Below are 21,740 nucleotides of genomic sequence, written 5' to 3' on the forward strand. Positions count from 1 at the left end.
AATGGGGAAGCAGAAACTTTCTGCTATTCTCCACACATCATACGACTAACGAGAATTCGACATGAGCGGAATCACCAAATGGATCATCGGCGCGGTGCTGGTCATCTTCGCCCTGATTGGCATCAAGAGCCTGTTTGCCCCCAACCCGGCGGAAGCCCCACCTAGCGCTTCCGGCTGGGAACAGCCGCTAGTCATGCCCAATGCCAACCTGCCCTCTCCTGATGCGATTGGCGACAAATCCATTTTCACGCGCCCCCTGAATGACAAACCCGTGGAAACGGAAGACAACACCATCGAACTGGTGGGTGAACCGGAAGACAAAGAAGACACCACGGAAACAGTTCCCACCACACCACCCAAACCCACCACACCCGCTCCGGTTGCCACAACGCCAGATGACAACTTACCCCCTGATGAAGTCACCACCGCATTGCCCACACCCCCGACGCCAACACCTGCGCCTGCACCGGCTCCCCCCGTCATCGGCAAAACTGGCACGCTGGAAATTGTGACGCAAACCGAAACCGGCAAGCCCATCAAAGCCAATGTCTACGTGCAACAAGCCAACGGCGTGAATCTGGACAAAGCCATGTACACCAATAAAGCCGCTTTCACGCTCAAACCCGGTAAATACAAAATTACGGTACGCGCCGAAGGTTACGCCAGCCTGTCACGCACAATCAGTGTGCCTGATGGTGCTGTGGTCAATGAAATTTTTCCATTGCCTGCCCTTGCTGCTGCACCCGCACCAGTGGCACAGCCGCCACGCCAACCTGTACCCGCACCTGTTACCCAAACCCCACCGGCAACACCTAGCGGTAAACTCAGGGTCGTGGCACTCGCGGCGGATGATGGCAGCCCGTTACCGGTCAATTTCACCATCGCCCGCTTAGATGGCACAGTGGTAGAACGTGCAAATAACGTTTCCCTCACCGAACTCACTTTGCCTGCGCAAGAATTTGTCGTAAGCTTTGAATACCAAGGGTTTCAAGGTTACAAATCCCTGACTGTGCAAGCGGGGCAAACGCTAACGCACACCTTCAACATTCGCGGCGTGAACGGCGAGCAACCACAAGCCGCCATGCCTCCATCTGAGATTCCCCCCGCACAACAACCGCAACAACAGCCCAATATCGAAGACCTGATCATGCAGAAATTGCAGGAAGAATTGCAGAAACGTTTAACGAACTAGGATTTGCACTTATTGGTAGTGATACCGACACATCGCTATCAGGAAGTCCTCGCCTTCCACTTTGTAGATCAGCCGATGTTCATCATTGATTCGGCGTGACCAATAACCAGAAAGCCCGTGCCGCAACGGTTCGGGCTTACCTATACCGTCAAACGGATCACGCGAAATCGCTTTGATTAGGTCATTGATGCGTTTGAGGATTTTCTTATCGGCTTGTTGCCAATGCACGTAATCCTCCCACGCTTTGGATGAAAAGATTATTCGCATTCGATCAACTCACGCACTTGCCCTTGACCACGCTCCAATTCCGCAATGGACTCCAGCAAGCGGCTAGCATTGGCAGGGCTACGCAATAAATACGCGGTTTCTTCCATCGCTTTGTAATCTTCCAGCGAAATCATCACCACGGCTTGCTCGCGGTTGCGGGTAATGATGACGGGTTCGTGATCTTCGCAGACCCGATCCATCGTTTTGGCGAGATCCGCTCGCACAGCGGTGTAGGAAATGGCGTTCATAGCTAACAAACCTGTACGTGATTATGTACATAAAACTATAGACTAGAGAGTCAAGCAACACAATACCCATAACCTAATCGTAAGCATACAAATCGGAAATCTAGTTGCAACTTCAAAAAAAGATTTACAAAGATAGAACTGGTTGACAAAAATTAAAAAAAGCATACTATCAGGGCATCTCTAATCCATGTGCAACATAACTAAAGTAAAAAGCATGATGAACCCATGGGACGTTAACCCTGACCTTCAACAAGAACGACTGATCCAACTTGCAAGTATGTTAGCGAAGGTGAGAGCTGATGTCGTTGATTTACATAATCCAGAACTCGGTGATACAAAAAAATCTTTAGGTCTTCGAGTGTACGAATGTTCCAGAAGCCAAAGCATAGTTCAAGCAGGTCAATCAGATTTTGAATGGTTAGGTATTCTAACAGAGGATGGGAGATTTACTCTCAGAATAGGTTCGACACCTGTCCGATTTTGGAAAGGAGAACCAGAAAAACTACCGTCGGGAAAGTTATTGCGATCCCCGGAAGCACTCAAACAAATTGAACTTTTTCATTCTGAAAACTCAAGCGATGAACTGATTTGGTTCTGTATTTTAGACACAAACTCAAAAAAATTAGTTGAACGCGCTTATTTTGTTGGCTATACAGAGACTGGTGAAATCTCTATTAACTGGCAAATTCCTATTCGTAGCCATATCATACTAATGGCTGATATGAACCATACACTATCTGAGAGCATTGAACTTGACTCAGCAGTTAATCGTTTAAAGGCAAAAATATCCAAGAGCGATGCGGTAAAAAATGAATAAAGAATTTTTTGGTGACAAAGTAAGGCTAGCAAGACTAATGAATGGCTTAACTCAACAAGAACTGGGTGACTTAGTTCTTGTTAGCAGACAATTCATTCATCAGCTAGAAAGTGGTGTCAAACAACCAGCAGATGATACCTTATTTGCTATTGCAGAAGTTTTACGTGTAAACACAAGATTTTTTTACATTCCATTGGCAAATGACGTAAAACCCGAGCAATGCCACTTTAGAAAGAGAAAAACCACACCAGTAAATCTTTCAAATAGAGTACTTGCTTTAGGGACTATTTTTGAACAATTAGTTTTTATATTGGATAAAAATCTAGAGTTACCTCATATTGATTTCCCTGATATTAATATTCCGAATGAACTAACTGCAGAAGATATAGAACGTTCTGCTGAGGAATGTAGAAAATATTGGGGACTAGGAAATAATGCCCCTATCTCAAACATGATTAGAGTTTTAGAAAATGCAGGTGCTGTAATTACATGTTTTGATGGCGTTTCAGACAAGGTAGATGCATTATCCATAAATAGGAACAGACCTATTATTGTTCGTAATAATGCAAAGGAAAGCATATGCAGGATGCGTTTTGATTTAGCACATGAAACTGCTCATATCGTTCTACATCAGGGTGTAGAAACAGGCTGTTCAAAAACAGAGTCTGAAGCAAATGCTTTTGCTAGTGCTTTCCTTTTTCCACGCTCCGCATTCCTGAGAGAGTTTCAAGGCTGCATTGGTAAAATCAGAATAAACTGGGATAAGGTCTATGCCTTAAAACTACGCTGGAAAATGAGTGTTAGGGCTATTATGTATAGAGCATACTATCTTGGATTGTTAACAGCACAGCAATTTCGAAGCGCCAATGTCTACTTAAATAAAAGCGGACAAACAAAAACTGAGTATTTCGATGAAAAAATACCCGATGAGCACCCGGAAATATTATCAGCGGCATTAGATATTTTGAATCAAGATATGAATATTTCAATTTACGGGATCGCTGAAAAACTTGGCATTTCTGAGGAAATCATTGCTCAATTAACTGGTTACGATTTATCAAAACAAGTAAAGCATAATAATGTCAGAAGCTTATCCCTTGCCCGATAAAGTCTGACGTCTATAATCTGATACACAACAACTTGGAATTCAAAAATGTGCGGCATTTGCGGTGAACTACGCCTCGACGGGCAACTCCCCGAACTGAAATACCTCAACAGCATGATGGCAAAGCTGGAAAAGCGCGGCCCCGATCACGCGGGCAGCTTTTCCGACGGTGGCTTGATGTTTGGGCATCGCCGCTTGGCGATCATCGACCTGTCGTACAAATCCAGCCAGCCGATGGTCGACATCGAATCCGGCTTGGCACTGGTGTTCAACGGCACGATCTACAACCACCCCGAATTGCGGGCGGAATTGAAGGCTCGTGGGCATCATTTCTTCTCCGAAGGCGATACCGAAGTCATCCTCAAAGCCTACGCCGAATGGGGCGAAGACGTACCCAAGCATTTGCTCGGCATGTTCGCCTTCGCGATCTGGGATATGCGCAAGAAAACGCTGTTCCTGGCGCGTGACCGCATGGGTATCAAGCCGCTCTACTACGCCGCCGATAGCAAAAGTTTCCGCTTTGCCTCCAACACGCAAGCCTTGCTGACCACACCGGGGATTGATACCAGCCTCGACCCGCTCGCAATCCACAACCTGTTTTCGCTGCACGCGGTTGTGCCAGCACCGCGCACTGTGCTGAACGGCATCCGCAAGCTGCAACCCGCGCACAGCCTCACCATCCACGCCGATGGGCGACAAGAGCTGAAACGTTACTGGAATTTGGTGGCACGTCGCCCCGCCGAACCACGCACCGAACAGGAATGGATCGACGCGGTACACGCATCGCTGAAAACCGCCGTGCGCCGCCGCAACAATATCGCCGACGTACCCGTGGGCGTGCTGCTTTCCGGCGGCTTGGATTCGAGCCTGTTGGTCGGTTTGCTGGCTGAAATCGGCATCAAGGACATCCGCACCTTCACCATCGGTTTCGACGACCAGCCGGAGGAAAAAGGCAGCGAATACGAATATTCCGACGCAGTAGTAGAACGCTTCCAACCCAAACACCACAAGTTCCACATCCCCAACGAACACACCCTGTCACGCCTGCCCGAAGCGGTGGCAAACATGGCGGAACCGATGTTTGGGCAAGATGCGATTGGCTTTTACCTGCTCTCCGAACAGGTCTCCAAGCATGTGAAAGTGGTGCAATCCGGGCAAGGCGCGGATGAAGTGTTCGGCGGCTATTTCTGGTATCCGCAAGCGCACGCCGACAAAAACCCCGACATGCTGCAACGCCTCGCACCGTATTATTTCGACCGCGACCACAGCGAAATGGCGGAAATGTTGCAAACCCCATTCCAGACTCGCGATTACACCGGCGAATTGGTGCGCGAATTGCTGGAATCAGCGGATGCGGAGGAAACGCTGGATGCGGTATTGCGTGCTGATGTGACCACGTTCATCGTCGATGATCCGGTCAAGCGCGTGGATAATATGACGATGGCGTGGGGGCTGGAAGCGCGTGTGCCGTTCCTCGATCACGAATTGGTGGAACTGGCAGCTCAAATGCCGACCGAATTGAAACTGCGTGATGGCGGTAAATACGTGCTGAAACAAATTGCGCGGGGGCTAGTGCCGGATAGCGTGATTGACCGCCCCAAGGGGTATTTCCCCGTGCCTGCCTTGAAGTTTGTGCGCGGTGAGTTTTTGGAAATGATGCGTAATTTGCTGGATTCGCAAGCGTGTCGGGAACGGGGCTTATACCAGCGTAGCTATATCGACAAGGTGATTGCTCAACCTGAAGCGCATTTGACGCGGATTCAGGGAAGTAAGCTGTGGCACATGGCGGCGTTGGAAATGTGGTTGCAGAGTCAGGGCGTTTAGTATCAATCCCGAAACTGCTCCCTGTCCAAACCGTACTTTTTCATTTTGTCCGTCAAGGTTTTACGGGGCAAATCCAATGCCTCCATCACCGCTCGTGTATTGCCTTGGTGGTGATTTAACGCCTGTACAATCAAGGTTTTCTCGAAACACGCGACTTGCTCAGTCAGTGACAACCCTTCCAATTTGTCACCGGCATTCATTAGGGTCGCCAGATCGAAATTGTATGCCTCCCCCAACAACACATAACGCTCCGCAATATTGCGTAATTCACGAATATTGCCCGGCCAGTCATGCCCCATCAGCACATGCAAGGCTTGGCTATTGAGCGGTGGCACTTCGGTTTCGCAACGGGCTGCCGCAATCAACACAAAATGCTGAAACAGCAACGGTATATCCTCACGTCGCGCTCGCAACGGGGGAATTTCCAAGGTCACCACATTTAAGCGGTAGTACAAATCCTGTCGAAACTCAGCCCGTTCTGCTGCATCTTTCAAATCGACTTTAGTGGCAGCAATCACCCGAATATCCAGAGGGATCAGCTTATTAGACCCAAGCCGCTCAATCTTGCGCTCTTGCAGTACCCGCAATAAGGGGGCTTGCGTGGTCAGTGGCATTCCCTCGATTTCATCCAGAAATAGCGTGCCACCGTTTGCATGTTCAAACTTGCCAATGCGTTTGCCTTTTGCCCCGGTAAATGCCCCCGCCTCATGCCCAAATAGCTCACTATCGAGCAAACTGGCGGGAATCGCCGCACAGTTAATTGCCACGTAATTGTGATCGCGTCGCTGGCTTTGTTCGTGGATAGAACGGGCGACCAACTCCTTGCCCGTGCCGGTTTCCCCCATCACCAACACATCGGCATTGACGTTGGCAATGCGCGTAATCATTTTACGTAACATCATGATAGCGGGGGTTTGCCCAATAATCCGGGGGCCGGGGCGCGTTTGGTTTGCCAGTGCTTCTTTCAAGGCACGGTTTTCTAGGGTCAAACGGCGTTTGTCGCTGGCGCGTTTCACCACTTCCACCAATTGTGTATTGGAAAAGGGTTTTTCCAGCAAGTCATAACCGCCATTGCGGATCGCGCTCACTGCCGTCGCCACATCCGCATGTCCGCTGATCAAAATGACCGGCAGATCACGATCAATACGCAATACCCGCTGAAGAAACTCCAAACCATCCATTTCCGGCATTCGGATGTCAGAAATAATCACGCCCTCGAATTCAGCCGTTAGTTTTTGCAAGGCATCAGCCGCACGGCTAAAGGTTTCCACCGTGTATCCGGCTAACAGGAGGGATTGCGCGGTAGCATCCCGGACTGTCTTTTCATCATCAATCAACAGGATATTAGGGGCAATCATGGAAAACCTCCGTGAGTCGCTGCTTGCAATGTGAGCGTAAACACTGCGCCGCCTTGTGGGGCATTGGCTGCACGTAAATCACCATTCATCTCACGTGCCAAACGATAGGAAATCGACAACCCCAAGCCCAAGCCTTTACCAACGGTTTTAGTGGTGAAGAAGGCTTCAAAAACATGGGGCAACGCTGCTTCACTGATCCCCGTGCCATTGTCACGTACACTCACCTGCACTTGCCCATCATGTGCTTGTAACACAACCCATAGGCGCTGCTCGGTTTGCTCTTGCACCGCTTCGGCGGCATTGCTCAATAAGTTGACCAGAATCTGTTCCAACCACACCAGATCCGCTTGTACATAACGGGTCTGTTCACCCCGTTGCTGTTCCAATACGATATGTGTTTGTGTCAGCTTAGGCTGGACAATGCTTAACGCTGAATCCAACGCCCAATGCAAATCACAGGTTTCAATTTGCCCGGCACTTTTGCGTGAAAACGTTTTAAGTTGGCGGGTAATCGTCGCCATGCGTTCGGTTAGCCCCACGATTTCAGTCAGGTTGTTGCGGGCAATATCGGGCTTGCCAAGTTCAAGAAATTGCGCGGCATTGTCAGCGTAAGCACGAATCGCCGTCAGCGGGTTGTTGAGTTCGTGGTTGATTCCGGCGGAAAGTTGCCCCAAAGCTGCCATTTTTGCCGCCTGTACCAATTCCTCTTGGGTACGGTGCAATTCTTGCGTGCGTTCTGCGACTTTAGCTTCCAAATCTTCGCGGGCTTTTTGCTCGTATTCACGGCGTTGGCGCTGATTTTTCCACAATACGTACAATAACAACAACGTTAGCAATAACATAAAAGCCGTCATCAGCACCATGGTGACTACTGTACGGGTGACACTGCTCCAGTCCGTTAGGATGTACACATCCCAGTCGATGAAATCCATCGGGCGTTTATGTACCAAATACTGTTGCTGAGCGGTGCTGACACGTTGCCATTCTAATGCCGGGTTAATACGCCAGTTGCCAGGCAAACGTTCAATGGCTTGTTGATCGTAACGCTGGTTTTGGTGCAATGCTGCTTGAGTGGCAGCGGATAAAACCTGCAAAGAACGTAAACGCCATTCGTCACGGCTGGACATGAACACCACAGTGTCACGATCCGCCACCATGAAATCAGCCGTTGTCTGTTTCCAGCGTTCTTCTTGCAGATCAATATCGACTTTCACCACCATCACGCCGATGGCCTTATCCTCACGATCATGCACTGCATGGGCAAAGTAATAACCACGCTTTTTTGATGTCGTGCCTAAAGCATAATAGCGTCCTAACTGTCCTTGTATCGCTTGCTGGAAATACTGCCGAAACGCGAAGTTTTTGCCGACAAAAGAAGCACGGGTATTCCAATTACTGGCAGCAATGGTCAAACCATCAAGACGCATCAGGTAAATATCCGCAGTACTAGCGATGCGGTTCGCTTTTTCCAGCGTCTGGTTAAACGCTGCTAAGGCGGCTAGATCAGGTGAAGGAGAGCTGAGTAGCGAGCGAGCCTCTGTGGATTGAGCCAGTAGCTCCGGTAAGTAGCGGTGTTTTTCTAATTCAGCCGTTAATTGCCCTACCAATTGTTGTGAGAGGCCGCTGGTTTCTTGCTGTAAACGCTGCTCTGCACTTTGACGTACTGCGTAATACACAGTAAGCAACGTTAACGCCACAAACAGCACGGTTAACCCACCGGCAACCGTGCTGTTATGGACAGGTAAACGGGAGGAATGCTTTATTCCAATACCTCAACTTTAACTTTGGCAGTACCCGTAGCAACCATACCGATTTCTTTAGCGGCTGCTTTCGACAAGTCAATCACACGCCCGTGCTTATGGAAACCACCCCGGTCATTGACTTTCACTTCCACCGCTTTGTTATTGCGCAAGTTTGTCACACGTATACGGCAACCAAAGGGTAGACTACCGTGAGCACACGTCAAATCATTCTGATCGAAACGTTCCCCACTCGCCGTCTTACGACCATTAAATTTGTCGCTGTAGAAAGAGGCTGTACCTACCTGATGGGCTTTGCCTGATTCAGCCACTGGTTTGGCGGAGATAGGTGCTTCGGGGGGTAAAAAGGCGGGCTGGCTCGGCGGGTTTGCGGCTGTACCGGCAACGGATGTAGGTATTGTGTAATAAGCTTGCTTTGGTTCTTGAGAAGGGTTCCATACCCATTGCTGCGATTCATTCGTGGACTTACTTCGTTGTTTACTAAGCACACGACTTTTTGCTGCTTTGGTATGCTTGGCACGTATTTTGGTTTTATGAACCTTTTTACTTGCCTTGTTGTGACTGACTTTCTTGCTCGACTTCTGCTGAGCACTCACTTTACTGGCAGCTTTTTTCTCTTTGGCTATGGCTGCGGTAGGCAAGCTAAACGTAGTGGCAAGGGCTAAGGCAGTGATACTCACCCCGATACGGCGCGTCCATCCTGTCCATAACGATTGTTTTAATATTTTCATTATTTTAAATTTCCTCCGACTAAAAAGTTGAGTCGAATAAAAGCATAACATGCTACCGGACATTCTCAAACCCTGCCCACCAATAGCACATTTCTTCACCACATCGTGATAATTCAAGTATGAAATGTAGTTGTTTTTGACAGACGCTAAAATCTGATTTAACGTCTGGAAAATTACACCAAATTCGGGCTACGAACCTACAAGCAATGCTTAGGAGCTAGTTTATGAATAAGTATGATGTAGCAGTCGTTATGCATATCGACGAAGAACTTTCCGATGCCGAAATCCACACACTGGAACATGACCTATCCTTTTCCCCCGGTATTCTCTCCGCGTGTATGAATGAACGCACCCGTCACTTAATGGTCGTGGATTATGATCCCGAACAAGCCTATTCTTACGACATATTGAGTAATGTCCGAGACCGTGGCTACCACGCTGCATTGATTGGTCTTTGAGCAACATCCCCAAAATCGAGCCTACCCCAAGATTGATCCGGGTAGGCTTTTTCGTGAGACTGTCAAGCAGAATCGGGAACTTTTGAGCCGGATTAAGTCTCTATTTATGCAAGTCGTGAAAGACTTATCAGGCAACAGGGCTTACAATATTTATTTTTCATCTCACCTGTTTTCAGACGGGGCGCTAACATTATTGGGTACGGAAACATGAAGAACGGGGAATCTATGCGCATTTTGCATCTGGGCACATTACTGATGCTTTCTGTATCGCTGGTAGCGTGCAGTTCACAAAATGTCCAACCGGGTACGGCTGTCGCGAGTGCTGGTACTACTCACACGCAAGCGGAATTGTTTGGGGAGACACCCTCTCAGACTTCTGTACCACAGGCGGCGACACCCGTGCAGCAAAGCCAATGGCAAGCACGTACCGCTAACCACCAAGCAAGCGCGGAGCCTGTCGCCAAGTTACAACCAACGCCATTAAATTCAGCCGGTGGTGACAAGACTTATCGGGGTGCGGGCAAACTCAACCGTTTACCCGACAACATCGCCAGTAGCCTACGTTTACGTGGCCTGTCAGAGCAAAACCTTGGCGCTTATGTGCGTCCGGTAAATGGTGGTCAACCCTTACTCGTGGCTTATGCGGATACCCCTCGTAACCCAGCATCGACCATGAAACTGGTCACTAGTTATGCCGCGCTAGGGGTACTAGGCCCGGATTACCGTTGGCCAACCGAAATTTACACCATCGGCAATGTAGCAGGCGATACTTTGCAAGGGGATGTCATCATTAAAGGCTACGGCAACCCGGATTTCCGTGAAGCTGACTTCCGTCAATTATTACAAGCGCTGCGAGCACGGGGTATCCGCAATATCGCGGGTAACTTTGTGGTTGATAAAACCTATTTCAATGTTCCCTACCAAGCAGCGATTGATGGCAAGGAGGGTGCAAGTTACAACGCCCAGCCCGAAGCCCTGCTCTATAATGAACGTGGCAGTTGCTATGAAATGCGCAATAAAGCGGGGCAAATTCAGCGTATCTGCCCGATTGCGCCACGCAATGGCAATGATTTAAACGTTAATCTGTTCGGTGATTTCTGGAAAATCTGGGTTGGCGAAATGGGCGGGCATCTCAACGGTGGGCTTCAGGTACAAGCCGTCCCGGCTGGTGCACAATTAGTCAGCACTCACCAATCAGCACCTTTACGCGACGTATTGGTTGAAATCAATAAAGACAGCAATAACGTCAAAGCTCGCCAAGTCTTGTTGTCCATGGGGGCTAAACAATTCGGCGCACCCGGCACAACCCAAAAAGGGGCAGGTGCTGTTGGACAATTCATGGAGAGCAGAGGCTTACGCTTCTCTAACCTCAAAATTGAAAATGGCTCCGGTCTAAGCCGAGTAGAACGGATTTCAACCCGTGAAATGGGTGAAATGCTCGTCGATGCGTATAACAGCCCTTACCGTGATGAACTGATGCGTTCGATGGCTGTGTTAGGAGTGGATGGCACGGTGAAAAGCCGCCTGAAAAACCTTGCAGGGCGTGGCAAATTTAAAACCGGCACGTTGCGTGATGTACGCGCACTCGCGGGTTATTTAACCGCAGCCAATGGGCAAACTTATGTGGTAGCGCTCTTGCACAATGACGCCAGCATCCGGGCGACAGCCAAAGAATCACACGATGATCTTGTCGAGTGGGTGTACTACGGCGCACAAAACAATGTTGCCAGTGCGCAGTAACCCCTTACCTTGTTGATCCGCTCAAAAAACCCGCTCAAGCGGGTTTTTTGATGTTTCACAGAATCATGGTCAAACCAAAAGCGACGAATACAATCCACCCTAACATGCCCACAATTTCAGAGAGCGGGATCTCAAGAATCGTCATCTGATAAAACAAAACAATAAGCAGAATAGGCAAGGCATCGTGCAGATTCGTTGCGATAGAACCACGCAACTGGTTGAAAAATTTCATCATCTTTATCAGCCCTTATTTAGGCATTATAATTAAATAGCTATAACTTATATTAATGGATGTTGGTTACATAGTACAGTAGCAACACTTACATTAGATGCAAATTAACTAATTAATTCATTGCCATCATTTAATTATTTTATTTTTAATCAAATCTTCGCAAAAAGATCTAATAATTAACATAAGTAAACTAAGCGGCTAAAGCAAGATAAATTATTTTATAAGGAAGGATTAAATTTCCCCCCAAAGATCATGTTCATCCGCATGAGTAATACGTACTTGAGCAAATTCCCCAACCGGTAACTCCACCCCTTCGATAATCACCTGTCCGTCGATTTCAGGTGCATCACGGTGAGTACGGGCAATACTTTGACCCTCTCCCGCTTCATCCACTAACACGGTCATGGTTTTACCAATTAAACGGCTGAGTTTAGCGGCACTGATATCAGCCTGTACTTCCATGAAGCGTTCGAGGCGTTCCTCTTTGACCTCTTCAGGCACAGCACCGTCAAGCGCATTCGCTTCCGCACCCTTAACAGGGGAATACGTGAACGCCCCCACACGGTCGAGTTGCGCTTCTTGCAAAAAATCCAACAAGGTTTCAAAGTCATCCTCAGTTTCACCGGGGAAACCCACAATGAAGGTACTACGCACCGCAATATCCGGGCAGGTTTCACGCCACTTAGCCAAACGCCCCAAAACTTTTTCAGCATGGGCGGGGCGACGCATCGCCTTTAATACCGTAGGGCTTGCATGTTGAAAAGGAATGTCCAAATACGGCAGAATTTTGCCTTCCGCCATGAGGGGCAGTAGATTATCCACATGCGGATACGGGTAAACATAATGCAAGCGCACCCATACCCCCATTTCACCTAAGGCTTCCGCCAGTTGCTGCGAATGCGTTTTAATCGGGCGACCTTGCCAGAAACCCGTGCGGTATTTAACATCAATCCCATAAGCACTGGTATCTTGCGAAATCACCAGCAATTCTTTCACGCCTGCATTCACCAAGTTTTCGGCTTCTTGCAACACATCGCCAATCGGGCGCGAAACCAAATCACCCCGTAGCGAGGGAATAATGCAGAAAGAACAACGGTGGTTACAGCCTTCCGAAATTTTCAGGTAAGCATAATGACGGGGGGTGAGGCGAATCCCTTGCGGTGGAATCAAGTGCGTATAGGGGTCATGCAACGGCGGTAAGTGCTGATGCACCGATTGCATAACAGCCTCATACGCATGAGGGCCGGTAACAGCAAGTACATTCGGGTAAGCGTCTAATACTGTGCCTGCATTTGCACCTAAACAGCCGGTGACAATCACTTTGCCGTTTTCATCCAATGCCTCACCAATGGCTTCCAAGGACTCTTCCACCGCCGAATCAATGAAACCACACGTGTTCACCACCACCAGGTCAGCGTCATCGTAACTGCCACTGATTTCGTAACCTTCGGCACGTAATTGGGTAAGGATGCGCTCGGAATCGACCAATGCCTTGGGGCAACCGAGACTAACGAAACCGACGCGGGGTTGAGCTTGCTTCATAACAAATAACAGGTAAGTGATTGGAAAGCTGGTAATGATAGCTGATCCCGGCACATTATGCTGCCCTATCAGTAAAATCCCACGTAACACTACATCTTGTGTCAAGGCTTTTTGGTGACAGCAATCGAGTTATGCACACAGCACAAGCGATGGAACACGCATTACAATATTTATTAACAATAACCAAGCAGAACACTACAAAAAACACAACATATTGATTTTAAAAAATAAAATAATAGGTTGTTTTTTAAACAATCTGGCAAGAACCGTTATAAAACAAGCCTTGCAGGACACTATCCACAAAAGCGTCCACATACTTATCCACAGGATATGGGGATAACCCACCTAAACACCTGATTAAGCTAATATTAAGATTATGTGACAGACCGATTTTCCGTATCCCTATCGAAAGGCATATACAGACACACTGCCCGTTTAGTTAGAATGTTGGTCGATTGCGCATTCACAGTTCTGAGAGGAGAAGCTCTAATGTCCCAAAAACACCCAGTTATCGCTGTAACAGGTTCCTCTGGTGCAGGTACTACCTTCGTCAAGCGTGCTTTTGAGCACATTTTCTTCCGCGAAAAGATTACAGCAGCCGTCGTCGAAGGCGATAGCTTCCACAGCGTTACCCGTACTGAATTTAAACAGCGTTCTGCGGTTGAAACCAACTTCAGCCATTTTGGCCCTGAAGCTAACGATTTCCATTCATTAGAAGCACTGTTCAAAAGCTATGGTGAAACCGGCAGCGGTAAAAAGCGTTACTACCTGCACAATGATGCGGAAGCCGCTCACCATCAGAAGCGCTTAGCGGCAATGGGCGTTACCTGTGCAGCAGGTTCAGGCGAATTCACCCCATGGGAAGATACTGAACAGAACACCGATATTCTGTTCTACGAAGGTCTGCATGGCCTAGTAAAAGACATTACGCCTGACCAAAAATACGGTGGTTATGACGTTGCGAAATACGTTGACCTCGGTATTGGCGTTGTACCCAGCGTGAATTTGGAATGGATCCAAAAGATTTCCCGTGACCACGCCGAACGTGGCTATTCACCGGAAGCCACCGTCGACACCATCATGCGCCGGATGCCGGATTACATTAACCACATCACCCCGCAATTCTCACGCACCCACATCAACTTCCAGCGTGTACCGACAGTGGATACCTCGAACCCATTCATTGCGCGTGATATTCCGACGGCTGATGAAAGTTTCGTGATTATCCGTTTCGCGGATCCGAAGCGGTTTAACGTGGATTTCCCGTTCCTGCTGTCCATGATCCACGACTCCTTCATGTCGCGTCGCAACAGCATTGTGGTACCGGGTGGAAAAATGGTACTAGCAATGGAATTGATCCTTAACCCAATCATCCACGACATGATTGAGAGTAGAAACAAAGCGTAATCGCATCATATGTAGCGGCGACTAATTGAGTCGCCCTACTTACTGCAACAGCCGACGCAATACCTCGCAGCGTGAGGCTGCTGAGTCTGCTGAATAAGATTCAGGCAAAAACTTCCCCCAAACCGGCGCAGGCCAAGCCGCATCTGTCTGGAACCGCGCAATATGGTGTAAGTGCAATTGCGGAACCATATTCCCCAAAGCGGCAATATTCAGCTTATCAGGCTGAAACAAGACCATTAGCACCCGACTCACCGCATCTGACTCTTCCCACAACTGCTGGCGCTCTGCTGAAGCCAACTCATGGATTTCACGAATACCCACGCGACGCGGTACTAAGATACACCAGGGATAACGCACTTCATTCATCAGCAAAACGCGGCACAGCGGTAAATCGGTCACGTTGTAGGTATCTTGCGCCAATTGAGGGTGCAAGCTGAACGCAGCCGTGCTCATGATAGGCTTTCCTGCATGGCTTTTAAGGTATCCGGGCTATACTCGAAGGAATCGTAAAACAGTTGGTTTTCGGGTAAGCCTTGCGCCCAAAATGCGGCTTTTGCTGCATTCACCATGGGCGGTGGGCCACTCAAATACACATCATGCCCAGACAAATCAGGAAAATCAGCCGCAACAGCCTCATGAACCCAACCGGTGCGCCCTGCCCACGCATCTTCTAGGTGTGGCTCGGAAAGTACTGGTACGTAAACCAGTTGCGGGTGACGAGCTTCCCAACTACGTACCACACTATCCATGTACAAATCGGCTTTGGCACGCACCCCCCAATACAAATGCACCGGCTTATCCATGCCTTGCGCCATCATCTGTTCCAACATGCCTTTCAGAGGCGCAAAACCAGTGCCACCACCTATCAAAATCATCGGGTGCTCAGATTCGCGGATATAGAAACTGCCCAACGGCCCCTCAATCCGCAACAAGGCTTTTTCTTTCATTTCGTTGAACACATGGCTGGTGAAATAACCACCCGGCACATGGCGAATATGCAATTCCAGAAATTGGTCGTTGAACGGTGCATTCGCCAGCGAAAAACCACGGCGCTTGCCATCTTTCAGCAAGATGTCGATGTATTGCCCCGCCCGAAACCGCAAGCGTTCGGAAGCGGGCAATTTCAGCGTCAACTCCATCACATCCGCCGCCAACTTGCGTAGTTTTTCGACCCGCACAGGTAACGCTTTGATTTCGATGTCAGGCTCCATGCCTACTCGCGGTGAATCAACCTCCAGATCACTCAGCGCTGCTGCCATGCACAAAAAGGCTTTGCCACGCTCTTCATCATAAGGCGCAAGCCCTTGCGGCTCACCAAAGGGGTAATGTACCTGCCCGCTCAGCACGGTAGCAGCACACGAACCACAGACTCCCCCTCTACAACCATAAGGCAAGGCCACACCTTGACGTAAACCCGCTTCTAAAATCGCCTCGTTCGCCTCTGCCCAAAACGTATGCCCCGAAGGCTGTACTGTTACCTTAAAAGTCATGGCTGCATCCATTAAAACCTCGAATTCGCAGATTCTAACGCGCTATAGCGGCTTGTGCTATTCTCCAGACTTTTCACCCACTATGTTGCCCGCTCGGAGGATATTCATGCGCATCGGAACCCCGCTTTCCCCCTCAGCCACCCGCGTCATGCTGCTCGGTAGCGGCGAACTCGGCAAAGAAGTCATCATTGCACTGCAACGGCTGGGCGTAGAAGTCATCGCGGTCGACCGTTACGCCAATGCACCTGGGCATCACGTTGCCAACCGCTCCCATGTCATCAATATGGCAGACCCTGCTGCGTTACGGGCGCTGGTGGAAGCCGAACAGCCACATTTTATCGTGCCAGAAATTGAAGCGATTGCTACCGATGAACTCGCGGCTATCGAAGCGGCGGGACTTGCGACCGTCATTCCCACGGCTCGCGCTACGCAATTGACTATGAACCGCGAAGGTATCCGCCGTTTGGCAGCGGAAGAGCTGGGTGTGCCGACATCGCGCTATCACTTCGCTTCCAGTCTTGCCGAAATGCAAGCAGCAGCGGATGACGTAGGCTACCCCTGCTTCGTCAAGCCGGTGATGTCGTCATCAGGTAAGGGGCAATCCATGCTAAACAGTGCGGATGAAGTAGCCACCGCATGGGAATACGCGCTGTCGGCAGGTCGGGTGAATCACGGGCGCGTGATCGTGGAACAGTGCATTCATTTTGATTACGAAATCACCTTGCTGACCGTGCGGGCGCTGGGTGCAAATAGCGAAATCGAAACGCATTTCTGCGCCCCAATTGGGCATCGTCAAGTCAAAGGCGATTACGTGGAAAGCTGGCAGGCACAGCCGATGAGCGACACGGCATTGAGAAAAGCACAAGACATTGCCGCGAAAGTGACTGGCAATTTGGGTGGACGCGGCTTATTTGGGGTGGAATTGTTCGTATGTGGCGATGACGTATGGTTTTCCGAAGTCAGTCCGCGCCCACATGATACCGGCATGGTAACGATGGCGACACAATTCCAGAACGAATTTGAGCTACATGCCCGTGCGATTCTGGGCTTGCCAGTGAATACTGCGTTGCACTCCACCGGCGCAAGTGCAGTGATTTACGGCGGGCTGGAAGCAGAAGGCATCGCGTTTGAAGGCGTAGAACATGCGCTACAAGTGCCAAAAAGCGACATTCGCTTGTTCGGCAAGCCCGTAGCGTTTGAGCGGCGGCGCATGGGAGTAGCACTGGCTCGGGGTAAGAATACCGATGAAGCGCGGGCGCGGGCGGCAGAAGCTGCGAGCCGTGTTAAACCCGTTGCTGGCTAAGGTTTGCTACGGCAATGGCGGGTGAGGAAACGGTCAAGCTGATTCGCAAACGCCTGCCGATCACTCAAGCTCAGGGTCGCAGGCCCACCGGTCATCACCCCGCTGTTACGCATTTCCTCCATCGCGTTACGCACCCGTAAGCGTTCCCGGATATTTTCCGGGGTGTAAAACTGCCCACGTGGATTCAGCGCGTGTCCCTTTTTCTCGATGACCTCTGCCGCCAATGGAATATCAGCGGTAATCACCAAATCACCTGCTGCCAAATCCTGCACAATGCGGTTATCCGCCACATCAAACCCCGCCTGTACTTGAATGGTTTTGATATACAACGACGGTGGAATCCGCAACGGCTGATTCGCCACCAAGGTAGTACGGATTTGCAAGCGTTCCGCCGCGCGAAACAGGATTTCCTTGATCACATTGGGGCAGGCATCGGCATCGACCCAGATTTGCATGGTGGTTTCCTCAATCACAGTGATTTGAAAAGTCTAAAATTAGCTAAAATTTTCAAAATAGTTAAACTATACTTTAACTAAACAAGCCATTTAGTATTATTTCCATGAAAATATCACCATCTGAACTCATCAGCGTACTCGCACAGTTTAACCCGTGGTGGCGTGGTGGGCATATAGCCGGTTTGCCTGCTTGGAAACGTGCCGCTTGGCATGAACTCAATCAATGGGTCACACAGCCGCCGGTTCACCGCGCAGTGTTGCTATCGGGAGCGCGGCAGGTCGGCAAAACCACCTTGTTGCTACAGTGTATTGAAGATTTGCTGCAACAAGGTGTGCCCGCTGCCAATATTTTGTATGTCACTTTTGATCACCCCATGCTCAAGTTGGGTGGTATTGATGCGGTGTTAGCCGCTTGGCGTGAACGTGAGCCGCGTGCTGAAGGCATCGAATATCTGTTTTTGGATGAAGCGCAATTTATTCGCGATTGGGGAACGTGGGTCAAACATCAGATTGATTTTGTTAAAGATCGCCGTATTGTGTTTACGGGTTCAGCCACCCCCTTGTTGGAAGCCGATCAGGAATCCGGGGTCGGACGTTGGCACGCTATCCGTATTACCACCTTGTCGTTTTATGAATACCTGCACATCAAACAACTCGCATTGCCTGAATTACCGCCACTGCGTTCATTGCGCCACCTGTTCGATTGGACAGCACCCGATTTTTACCGCGTGACCGAGTTAGCTGCACCGTATACAGGGCATTTCCATGAATATTTGGTGCGGGGTGGGTTTCCGCAAACGGCACAAATTGAGAGCGTGGCACAAGCCCAACGCTTGCTACGCGAAGACATTATCGACAAAGTGCTGAAACGCGATATGACCGCTTTGTTTGGGGTGCGGCGTATTTTAGATTTGGAACACACCTTTTTGTACCTGTGTATGCACGATGGCGGACTGCTGGACATGACCGACTTGTGCAGCAACCTGCAAGTTAAACGCCCTACGGCACAACATTTTATCGAGTTGCTAGAAGCTACCCACCTGATTTATCGTTTACCGCCGTTCGGCTATGGCAAAGATGTGCTGCGGGCGCGTTACAAAGTGTATCTGGCAGACGCGGCGATTTCCTCTGCCGTCTTATTGAAAGGCAAAAACATTCTTGATGACCCGACAGCACTGGGTGTAGCGACCGAAACAGCCGTTTTTCGTCACTTATTCGCCCGTTATTATGCCCAACAAGTACGTTTCACCTATTGGCGCGGCAAACAGGAGCGCGAAGTCGATGTTGTCGCAGAAGTCGGCGGGCAAATTGTGCCGTTTGAAGTGAAATACCGCACCCAACACACCGGCGTGCGCGAACTCAAGGGCTTGATGGAATTGTGCCAGCAAAAAAATATCAGTCGTGGTTACGTCGTCACTAAAGCCTTGGATGATTTTGGGTTACTGGCGGGAACGCCAGAAGGGATCAACATTATGCGCTTGCCTGCACCGTTATTGTGCTACTGGATGGGTGAGGCAGAATTGCATGGGGTGGTGGAATAACACATGGCTAACTCTGATTTAATGCGTTTTTACAGTACAATCACACGATGAATAATACCCAATCCCCCATACTCGCCCCCCTAAACCCGCAGCAACAACTCGCCGTTGCCGCGCCGCCTAAATCCGTCCTCGTCCTCGCAGGCGCAGGCAGTGGTAAAACTCGCGTGCTAGTTCACCGCATTGCGTGGCTAATCGAAGTCGAAAACGTCTCGCCATTAAGCATCCTCGCCGTGACCTTCACCAACAAAGCGGCGGCAGAAATGCGCGGGCGTATCCAAGACCTGCTGCAACTGCCCAGCGGCGGCATGTGGGTTGGCACTTTCCACGGCATTTCACACCGCTTGCTCCGCCTGCACTGGCAGCAAGCCAAATTGCCGCAAACCTTCCAAATCCTTGATTCCGAAGACCAGATTCGTATGGTCAAGCGCATCCTCAAATCTTTGGAACTTGATGAAACCCGCTTCCCACCGCGTCAGGTCGCCGGTTTCATCAATGCGCGTAAGGACGAAGGTTCGCGCCCGCACCACATTGAAGACAAAGGCGATTTCAACCAACGGCAAATGGTGCAAATTTACAGCGTGTACGAACAAACCTGTCAGCGTAACGGCGTGGTCGATTTCGCCGAACTGTTGCTGCGCTCGTTGGAATTGCTGCGCGATAATCCCGACCTGCAACAACATTACCGCAACCGCTTCCGCCACATTTTGGTAGACGAATTCCAAGACACTAACGCGCTGCAATACGCTTGGTTGCGCCTGTTGGCGGGGGATAAGAATCCGGTGTTTGCGGTGGGCGATGACGACCAGTCGATTTACGGCTGGCGCGGCGCGAAGATCGAAAACATCCGCAATTTCACCAAACATTTTCCCGATTGCGAAACCGTGCGGCTGGAACAAAACTACCGTTCCACTGCGAACATCCTCAACGCTGCCAACACCTTGATCAGCAACAACAAAGGACGTTTGGGCAAAAACTTGTGGACGGATGGCAAAGACGGCGAACGCTTACACCTCTACGCCGCTTTCAACGAAATCGACGAAGCCCGCTTTGTTGCCGGACGCATTCAAAAATGGGTAGATCAAGGCGGAATGCGCCGCGACGTTGCCATTTTGTACCGTTCCAACGCGCAATCGCGGGTGTTTGAAAGCACGTTTAACGAAAACCGCATTCCTTACCGCGTCTACGGCGGCTTACGCTTCTTTGAACGTGCCGAAATCAAGGACGCGCTGGCGTATTTGCGCCTCACCGTTAACCACCAAGACGATGCCTCGTTTGAACGCATCGTCAACCACCCGCCACGCGGCATTGGCGAACGTACCGTCGACATCCTGCGCAGCCACGCCCGCGCCACCAACCTGTCTTTGTGGGAAGCTGCCGCGCAAGCCGCTGACATCGGCGATTTCACCCCCCGTGCCAGCAATGGCGTACTCGGTTTCGTGCAACTGATCAAACGCATGGCAAGCGACATTCACAGCCTGCCCTTGCGCGAACAAGTCGAAATCGTCATCGACCTTGCCGGACTCAAGCCGCATTTTCTCGCCAAAGAAAAAGGCGAAGCAGGGCAAGGGCGCGTCGACAACCTCAACGAATTAGTCACCGCCGCACAGGGTTACACCTACGTGCAATCCGAAGAAACCCCGGACATGAGCGAACTTTCCGCCTTCCTCTCGCACGCGGCGTTGGAGGCGGGCGAAGGTCAGGGCGAAGCCGGTGAAGATTGCGTGCAAATGATGACGCTGCACTCCGCCAAAGGGCTGGAATTCCCGCTGGTGTTTTTGTGCGGCTTGGAAGAAGGCTTGTTCCCGCACCAAATGTCCGCCGATGACCCAGCACGCTTGGAAGAAGAACGCCGCCTCTGCTACGTCGGCATTACCCGCGCGGAAAAAGAACTGGTGATGAGTTACGCCGAACAGCGCATGTTGCACGGGCGCACCCAATTCAACCCGCCGTCACGTTTCCTGCGCGAATTACCGCCGGAATTGGTGGAAGAAGTCCGCCCGAAAGTGAAAACCTATTCCACCGGCTTCGGCGGCAGTAACCAATTCCGCTCCCCAGCCAATGCCCCCAAACCCGTAACGCGCACCACCAACTTCAATGAAACCGGCTACCGTGTCGGGCAACGGGTACGTCATGCCAAATTTGGCGATGGCGTAATCACCGATTCCGAAGGCGCGGGCGCACATTCGCGGGTACAGGTGAATTTCAAAGCGGTCGGTGTCAAATGGCTGGTATTGGGTTACGCCAATTTGGAAAAAATTTGAGGACGTTTA

At 50.1% G+C, this 21,740-nt stretch carries 20 protein-coding genes; 10 read left to right on the forward strand and 10 right to left on the reverse strand.

Annotation, left to right across the window (positions count from 1 at the left end; translation table 11 throughout):
- Positions 1-61 precede the first annotated feature (61 nt).
- Positions 62-1,192, forward strand: coding sequence for a PEGA domain-containing protein (locus tag BLV87_RS01495; protein WP_093064684.1), 1,131 nt, complete (start codon positions 62-64; stop codon positions 1,190-1,192).
- A 9-nt stretch (positions 1,193-1,201) separates the two neighbouring features.
- Here the strand turns inward: BLV87_RS01495 and BLV87_RS01500 are convergent, their stop codons facing one another.
- Together BLV87_RS01500 and BLV87_RS01505 are read right to left on the reverse strand one after the other, a co-directional pair.
- Entirely contained in the window at positions 1,202-1,459 is a 258-nt protein-coding gene (locus BLV87_RS01500; protein ID WP_093064686.1) for a Txe/YoeB family addiction module toxin, read from the reverse strand.
- Positions 1,450-1,707 (reverse strand): type II toxin-antitoxin system Phd/YefM family antitoxin, encoded by a 258-nt coding sequence (locus BLV87_RS01505; protein ID WP_093064688.1) that lies wholly within the window; start codon positions 1,705-1,707, stop codon positions 1,450-1,452. The genes BLV87_RS01500 and BLV87_RS01505 overlap by 10 nt, the downstream gene beginning before the upstream one ends.
- Positions 1,708-1,921: 214 nt before the next feature.
- Here BLV87_RS01505 and BLV87_RS01510 point away from each other — a divergent pair, with 214 nt between their 5' ends.
- Genes BLV87_RS01510 through BLV87_RS01520 form a run of 3 tightly spaced genes read left to right on the forward strand, consistent with a single transcriptional unit; the run spans position 1,922 to position 5,453 of the window.
- Positions 1,922-2,524, forward strand: coding sequence for a hypothetical protein (locus BLV87_RS01510; RefSeq protein WP_139282101.1), 603 nt, complete (start codon positions 1,922-1,924; stop codon positions 2,522-2,524).
- A complete protein-coding gene (locus tag BLV87_RS01515; RefSeq protein ID WP_093064692.1) occupies positions 2,517-3,632 on the forward strand; it encodes a helix-turn-helix domain-containing protein in 1,116 nt (371 codons plus the stop codon). The genes BLV87_RS01510 and BLV87_RS01515 overlap by 8 nt, the downstream gene beginning before the upstream one ends.
- Before the next feature lie 45 nt (positions 3,633-3,677).
- Complete coding sequence (locus BLV87_RS01520; RefSeq protein ID WP_093064694.1) at positions 3,678-5,453, forward strand: N-acetylglutaminylglutamine amidotransferase; 1,776 nt, start codon at positions 3,678-3,680, stop codon at positions 5,451-5,453.
- 2 nt (positions 5,454-5,455) lie between these two features.
- On the opposite strand, the gene BLV87_RS01525 is transcribed toward BLV87_RS01520, so the two are convergent.
- The 3 genes from BLV87_RS01525 to BLV87_RS01535 are packed head-to-tail and all read right to left on the reverse strand — an operon-like array spanning position 5,456 to position 9,302.
- A complete protein-coding gene (locus BLV87_RS01525; RefSeq protein ID WP_093064696.1) occupies positions 5,456-6,811 on the reverse strand; it encodes a sigma-54-dependent transcriptional regulator in 1,356 nt (451 codons plus the stop codon).
- The gene (locus BLV87_RS01530; protein WP_093064698.1) at positions 6,808-8,517 is read right to left on the reverse strand and encodes a sensor histidine kinase; all 1,710 of its coding nucleotides are present in this window, start codon (positions 8,515-8,517) and stop codon (positions 6,808-6,810) included. The genes BLV87_RS01525 and BLV87_RS01530 overlap by 4 nt, the downstream gene beginning before the upstream one ends.
- Positions 8,518-8,570: 53 nt before the next feature.
- Entirely contained in the window at positions 8,571-9,302 is a 732-nt protein-coding gene (locus BLV87_RS01535) for a septal ring lytic transglycosylase RlpA family protein (protein ID WP_093064700.1), read from the reverse strand.
- 224 nt (positions 9,303-9,526) lie between these two features.
- Here BLV87_RS01535 and BLV87_RS01540 point away from each other — a divergent pair, with 224 nt between their 5' ends.
- Together BLV87_RS01540 and BLV87_RS01545 are read left to right on the forward strand one after the other, a co-directional pair.
- The gene (locus BLV87_RS01540; RefSeq protein WP_093064702.1) at positions 9,527-9,760 is read left to right on the forward strand and encodes an acyl-ACP--UDP-N- acetylglucosamine O-acyltransferase; all 234 of its coding nucleotides are present in this window, start codon (positions 9,527-9,529) and stop codon (positions 9,758-9,760) included.
- A 207-nt stretch (positions 9,761-9,967) separates the two neighbouring features.
- Positions 9,968-11,500, forward strand: a complete 1,533-nt coding sequence (locus BLV87_RS01545; RefSeq protein ID WP_245706875.1) for a D-alanyl-D-alanine carboxypeptidase/D-alanyl-D-alanine-endopeptidase — start codon at positions 9,968-9,970, stop codon at positions 11,498-11,500.
- 55 nt (positions 11,501-11,555) lie between these two features.
- On the opposite strand, the gene BLV87_RS01550 is transcribed toward BLV87_RS01545, so the two are convergent.
- Both BLV87_RS01550 and rimO read right to left on the reverse strand, forming a co-directional pair.
- Positions 11,556-11,735: a hypothetical protein gene (locus tag BLV87_RS01550; protein ID WP_093064706.1), complete on the reverse strand. Its 180-nt coding sequence runs from the start codon at positions 11,733-11,735 to the stop codon at positions 11,556-11,558.
- Positions 11,736-11,963: 228 nt separating this feature from the next.
- On the reverse strand, positions 11,964-13,274 hold the full coding sequence (gene rimO, locus BLV87_RS01555) for a 30S ribosomal protein S12 methylthiotransferase RimO (RefSeq protein WP_093065096.1): 1,311 nt from the start codon (positions 13,272-13,274) through the stop codon (positions 11,964-11,966).
- A gap of 489 nt (positions 13,275-13,763) precedes the next feature.
- Between rimO and BLV87_RS01560 the strand changes: the two genes are divergently transcribed.
- Positions 13,764-14,681: a phosphoribulokinase gene (locus tag BLV87_RS01560; protein WP_093064708.1), complete on the forward strand. Its 918-nt coding sequence runs from the start codon at positions 13,764-13,766 to the stop codon at positions 14,679-14,681.
- A gap of 39 nt (positions 14,682-14,720) precedes the next feature.
- On the opposite strand, the gene BLV87_RS01565 is transcribed toward BLV87_RS01560, so the two are convergent.
- Positions 14,721-15,134 (reverse strand): HIT domain-containing protein, encoded by a 414-nt coding sequence (locus BLV87_RS01565; RefSeq protein ID WP_093064710.1) that lies wholly within the window; start codon positions 15,132-15,134, stop codon positions 14,721-14,723.
- On the reverse strand, positions 15,131-16,171 hold the full coding sequence (locus BLV87_RS01570; RefSeq protein WP_093064712.1) for a CDP-6-deoxy-delta-3,4-glucoseen reductase: 1,041 nt from the start codon (positions 16,169-16,171) through the stop codon (positions 15,131-15,133). The genes BLV87_RS01565 and BLV87_RS01570 overlap by 4 nt, the downstream gene beginning before the upstream one ends.
- A gap of 106 nt (positions 16,172-16,277) precedes the next feature.
- Between BLV87_RS01570 and purT the strand changes: the two genes are divergently transcribed.
- Positions 16,278-17,474, forward strand: coding sequence for a formate-dependent phosphoribosylglycinamide formyltransferase (purT, locus tag BLV87_RS01575; protein WP_093064714.1), 1,197 nt, complete (start codon positions 16,278-16,280; stop codon positions 17,472-17,474).
- Here purT and BLV87_RS01580 read toward each other — a convergent pair.
- Positions 17,471-17,929, reverse strand: coding sequence for a YaiI/YqxD family protein (locus BLV87_RS01580; RefSeq protein ID WP_093064716.1), 459 nt, complete (start codon positions 17,927-17,929; stop codon positions 17,471-17,473). The genes purT and BLV87_RS01580 overlap by 4 nt on opposite strands.
- Before the next feature lie 104 nt (positions 17,930-18,033).
- On the opposite strand from BLV87_RS01580, the gene BLV87_RS01585 reads away from it, so the two are divergent.
- Together BLV87_RS01585 and uvrD are read left to right on the forward strand one after the other, a co-directional pair.
- Positions 18,034-19,470 carry an ATP-binding protein gene (locus BLV87_RS01585; protein WP_093064718.1) on the forward strand — a complete coding sequence of 479 codons (1,437 nt, stop codon included), beginning with the start codon at positions 18,034-18,036 and terminating at the stop codon, positions 19,468-19,470.
- Between the two features lie 47 nt (positions 19,471-19,517).
- Positions 19,518-21,731 (forward strand): DNA helicase II, encoded by a 2,214-nt coding sequence (gene uvrD, locus BLV87_RS01590; RefSeq protein ID WP_093064720.1) that lies wholly within the window; start codon positions 19,518-19,520, stop codon positions 21,729-21,731.
- Positions 21,732-21,740: the final 9 nt, after the last annotated feature.

The sequence above is a fragment of the Thiothrix caldifontis genome (assembly GCF_900107695.1).
GTDB lineage: Bacteria > Pseudomonadota > Gammaproteobacteria > Thiotrichales > Thiotrichaceae > Thiothrix > Thiothrix caldifontis.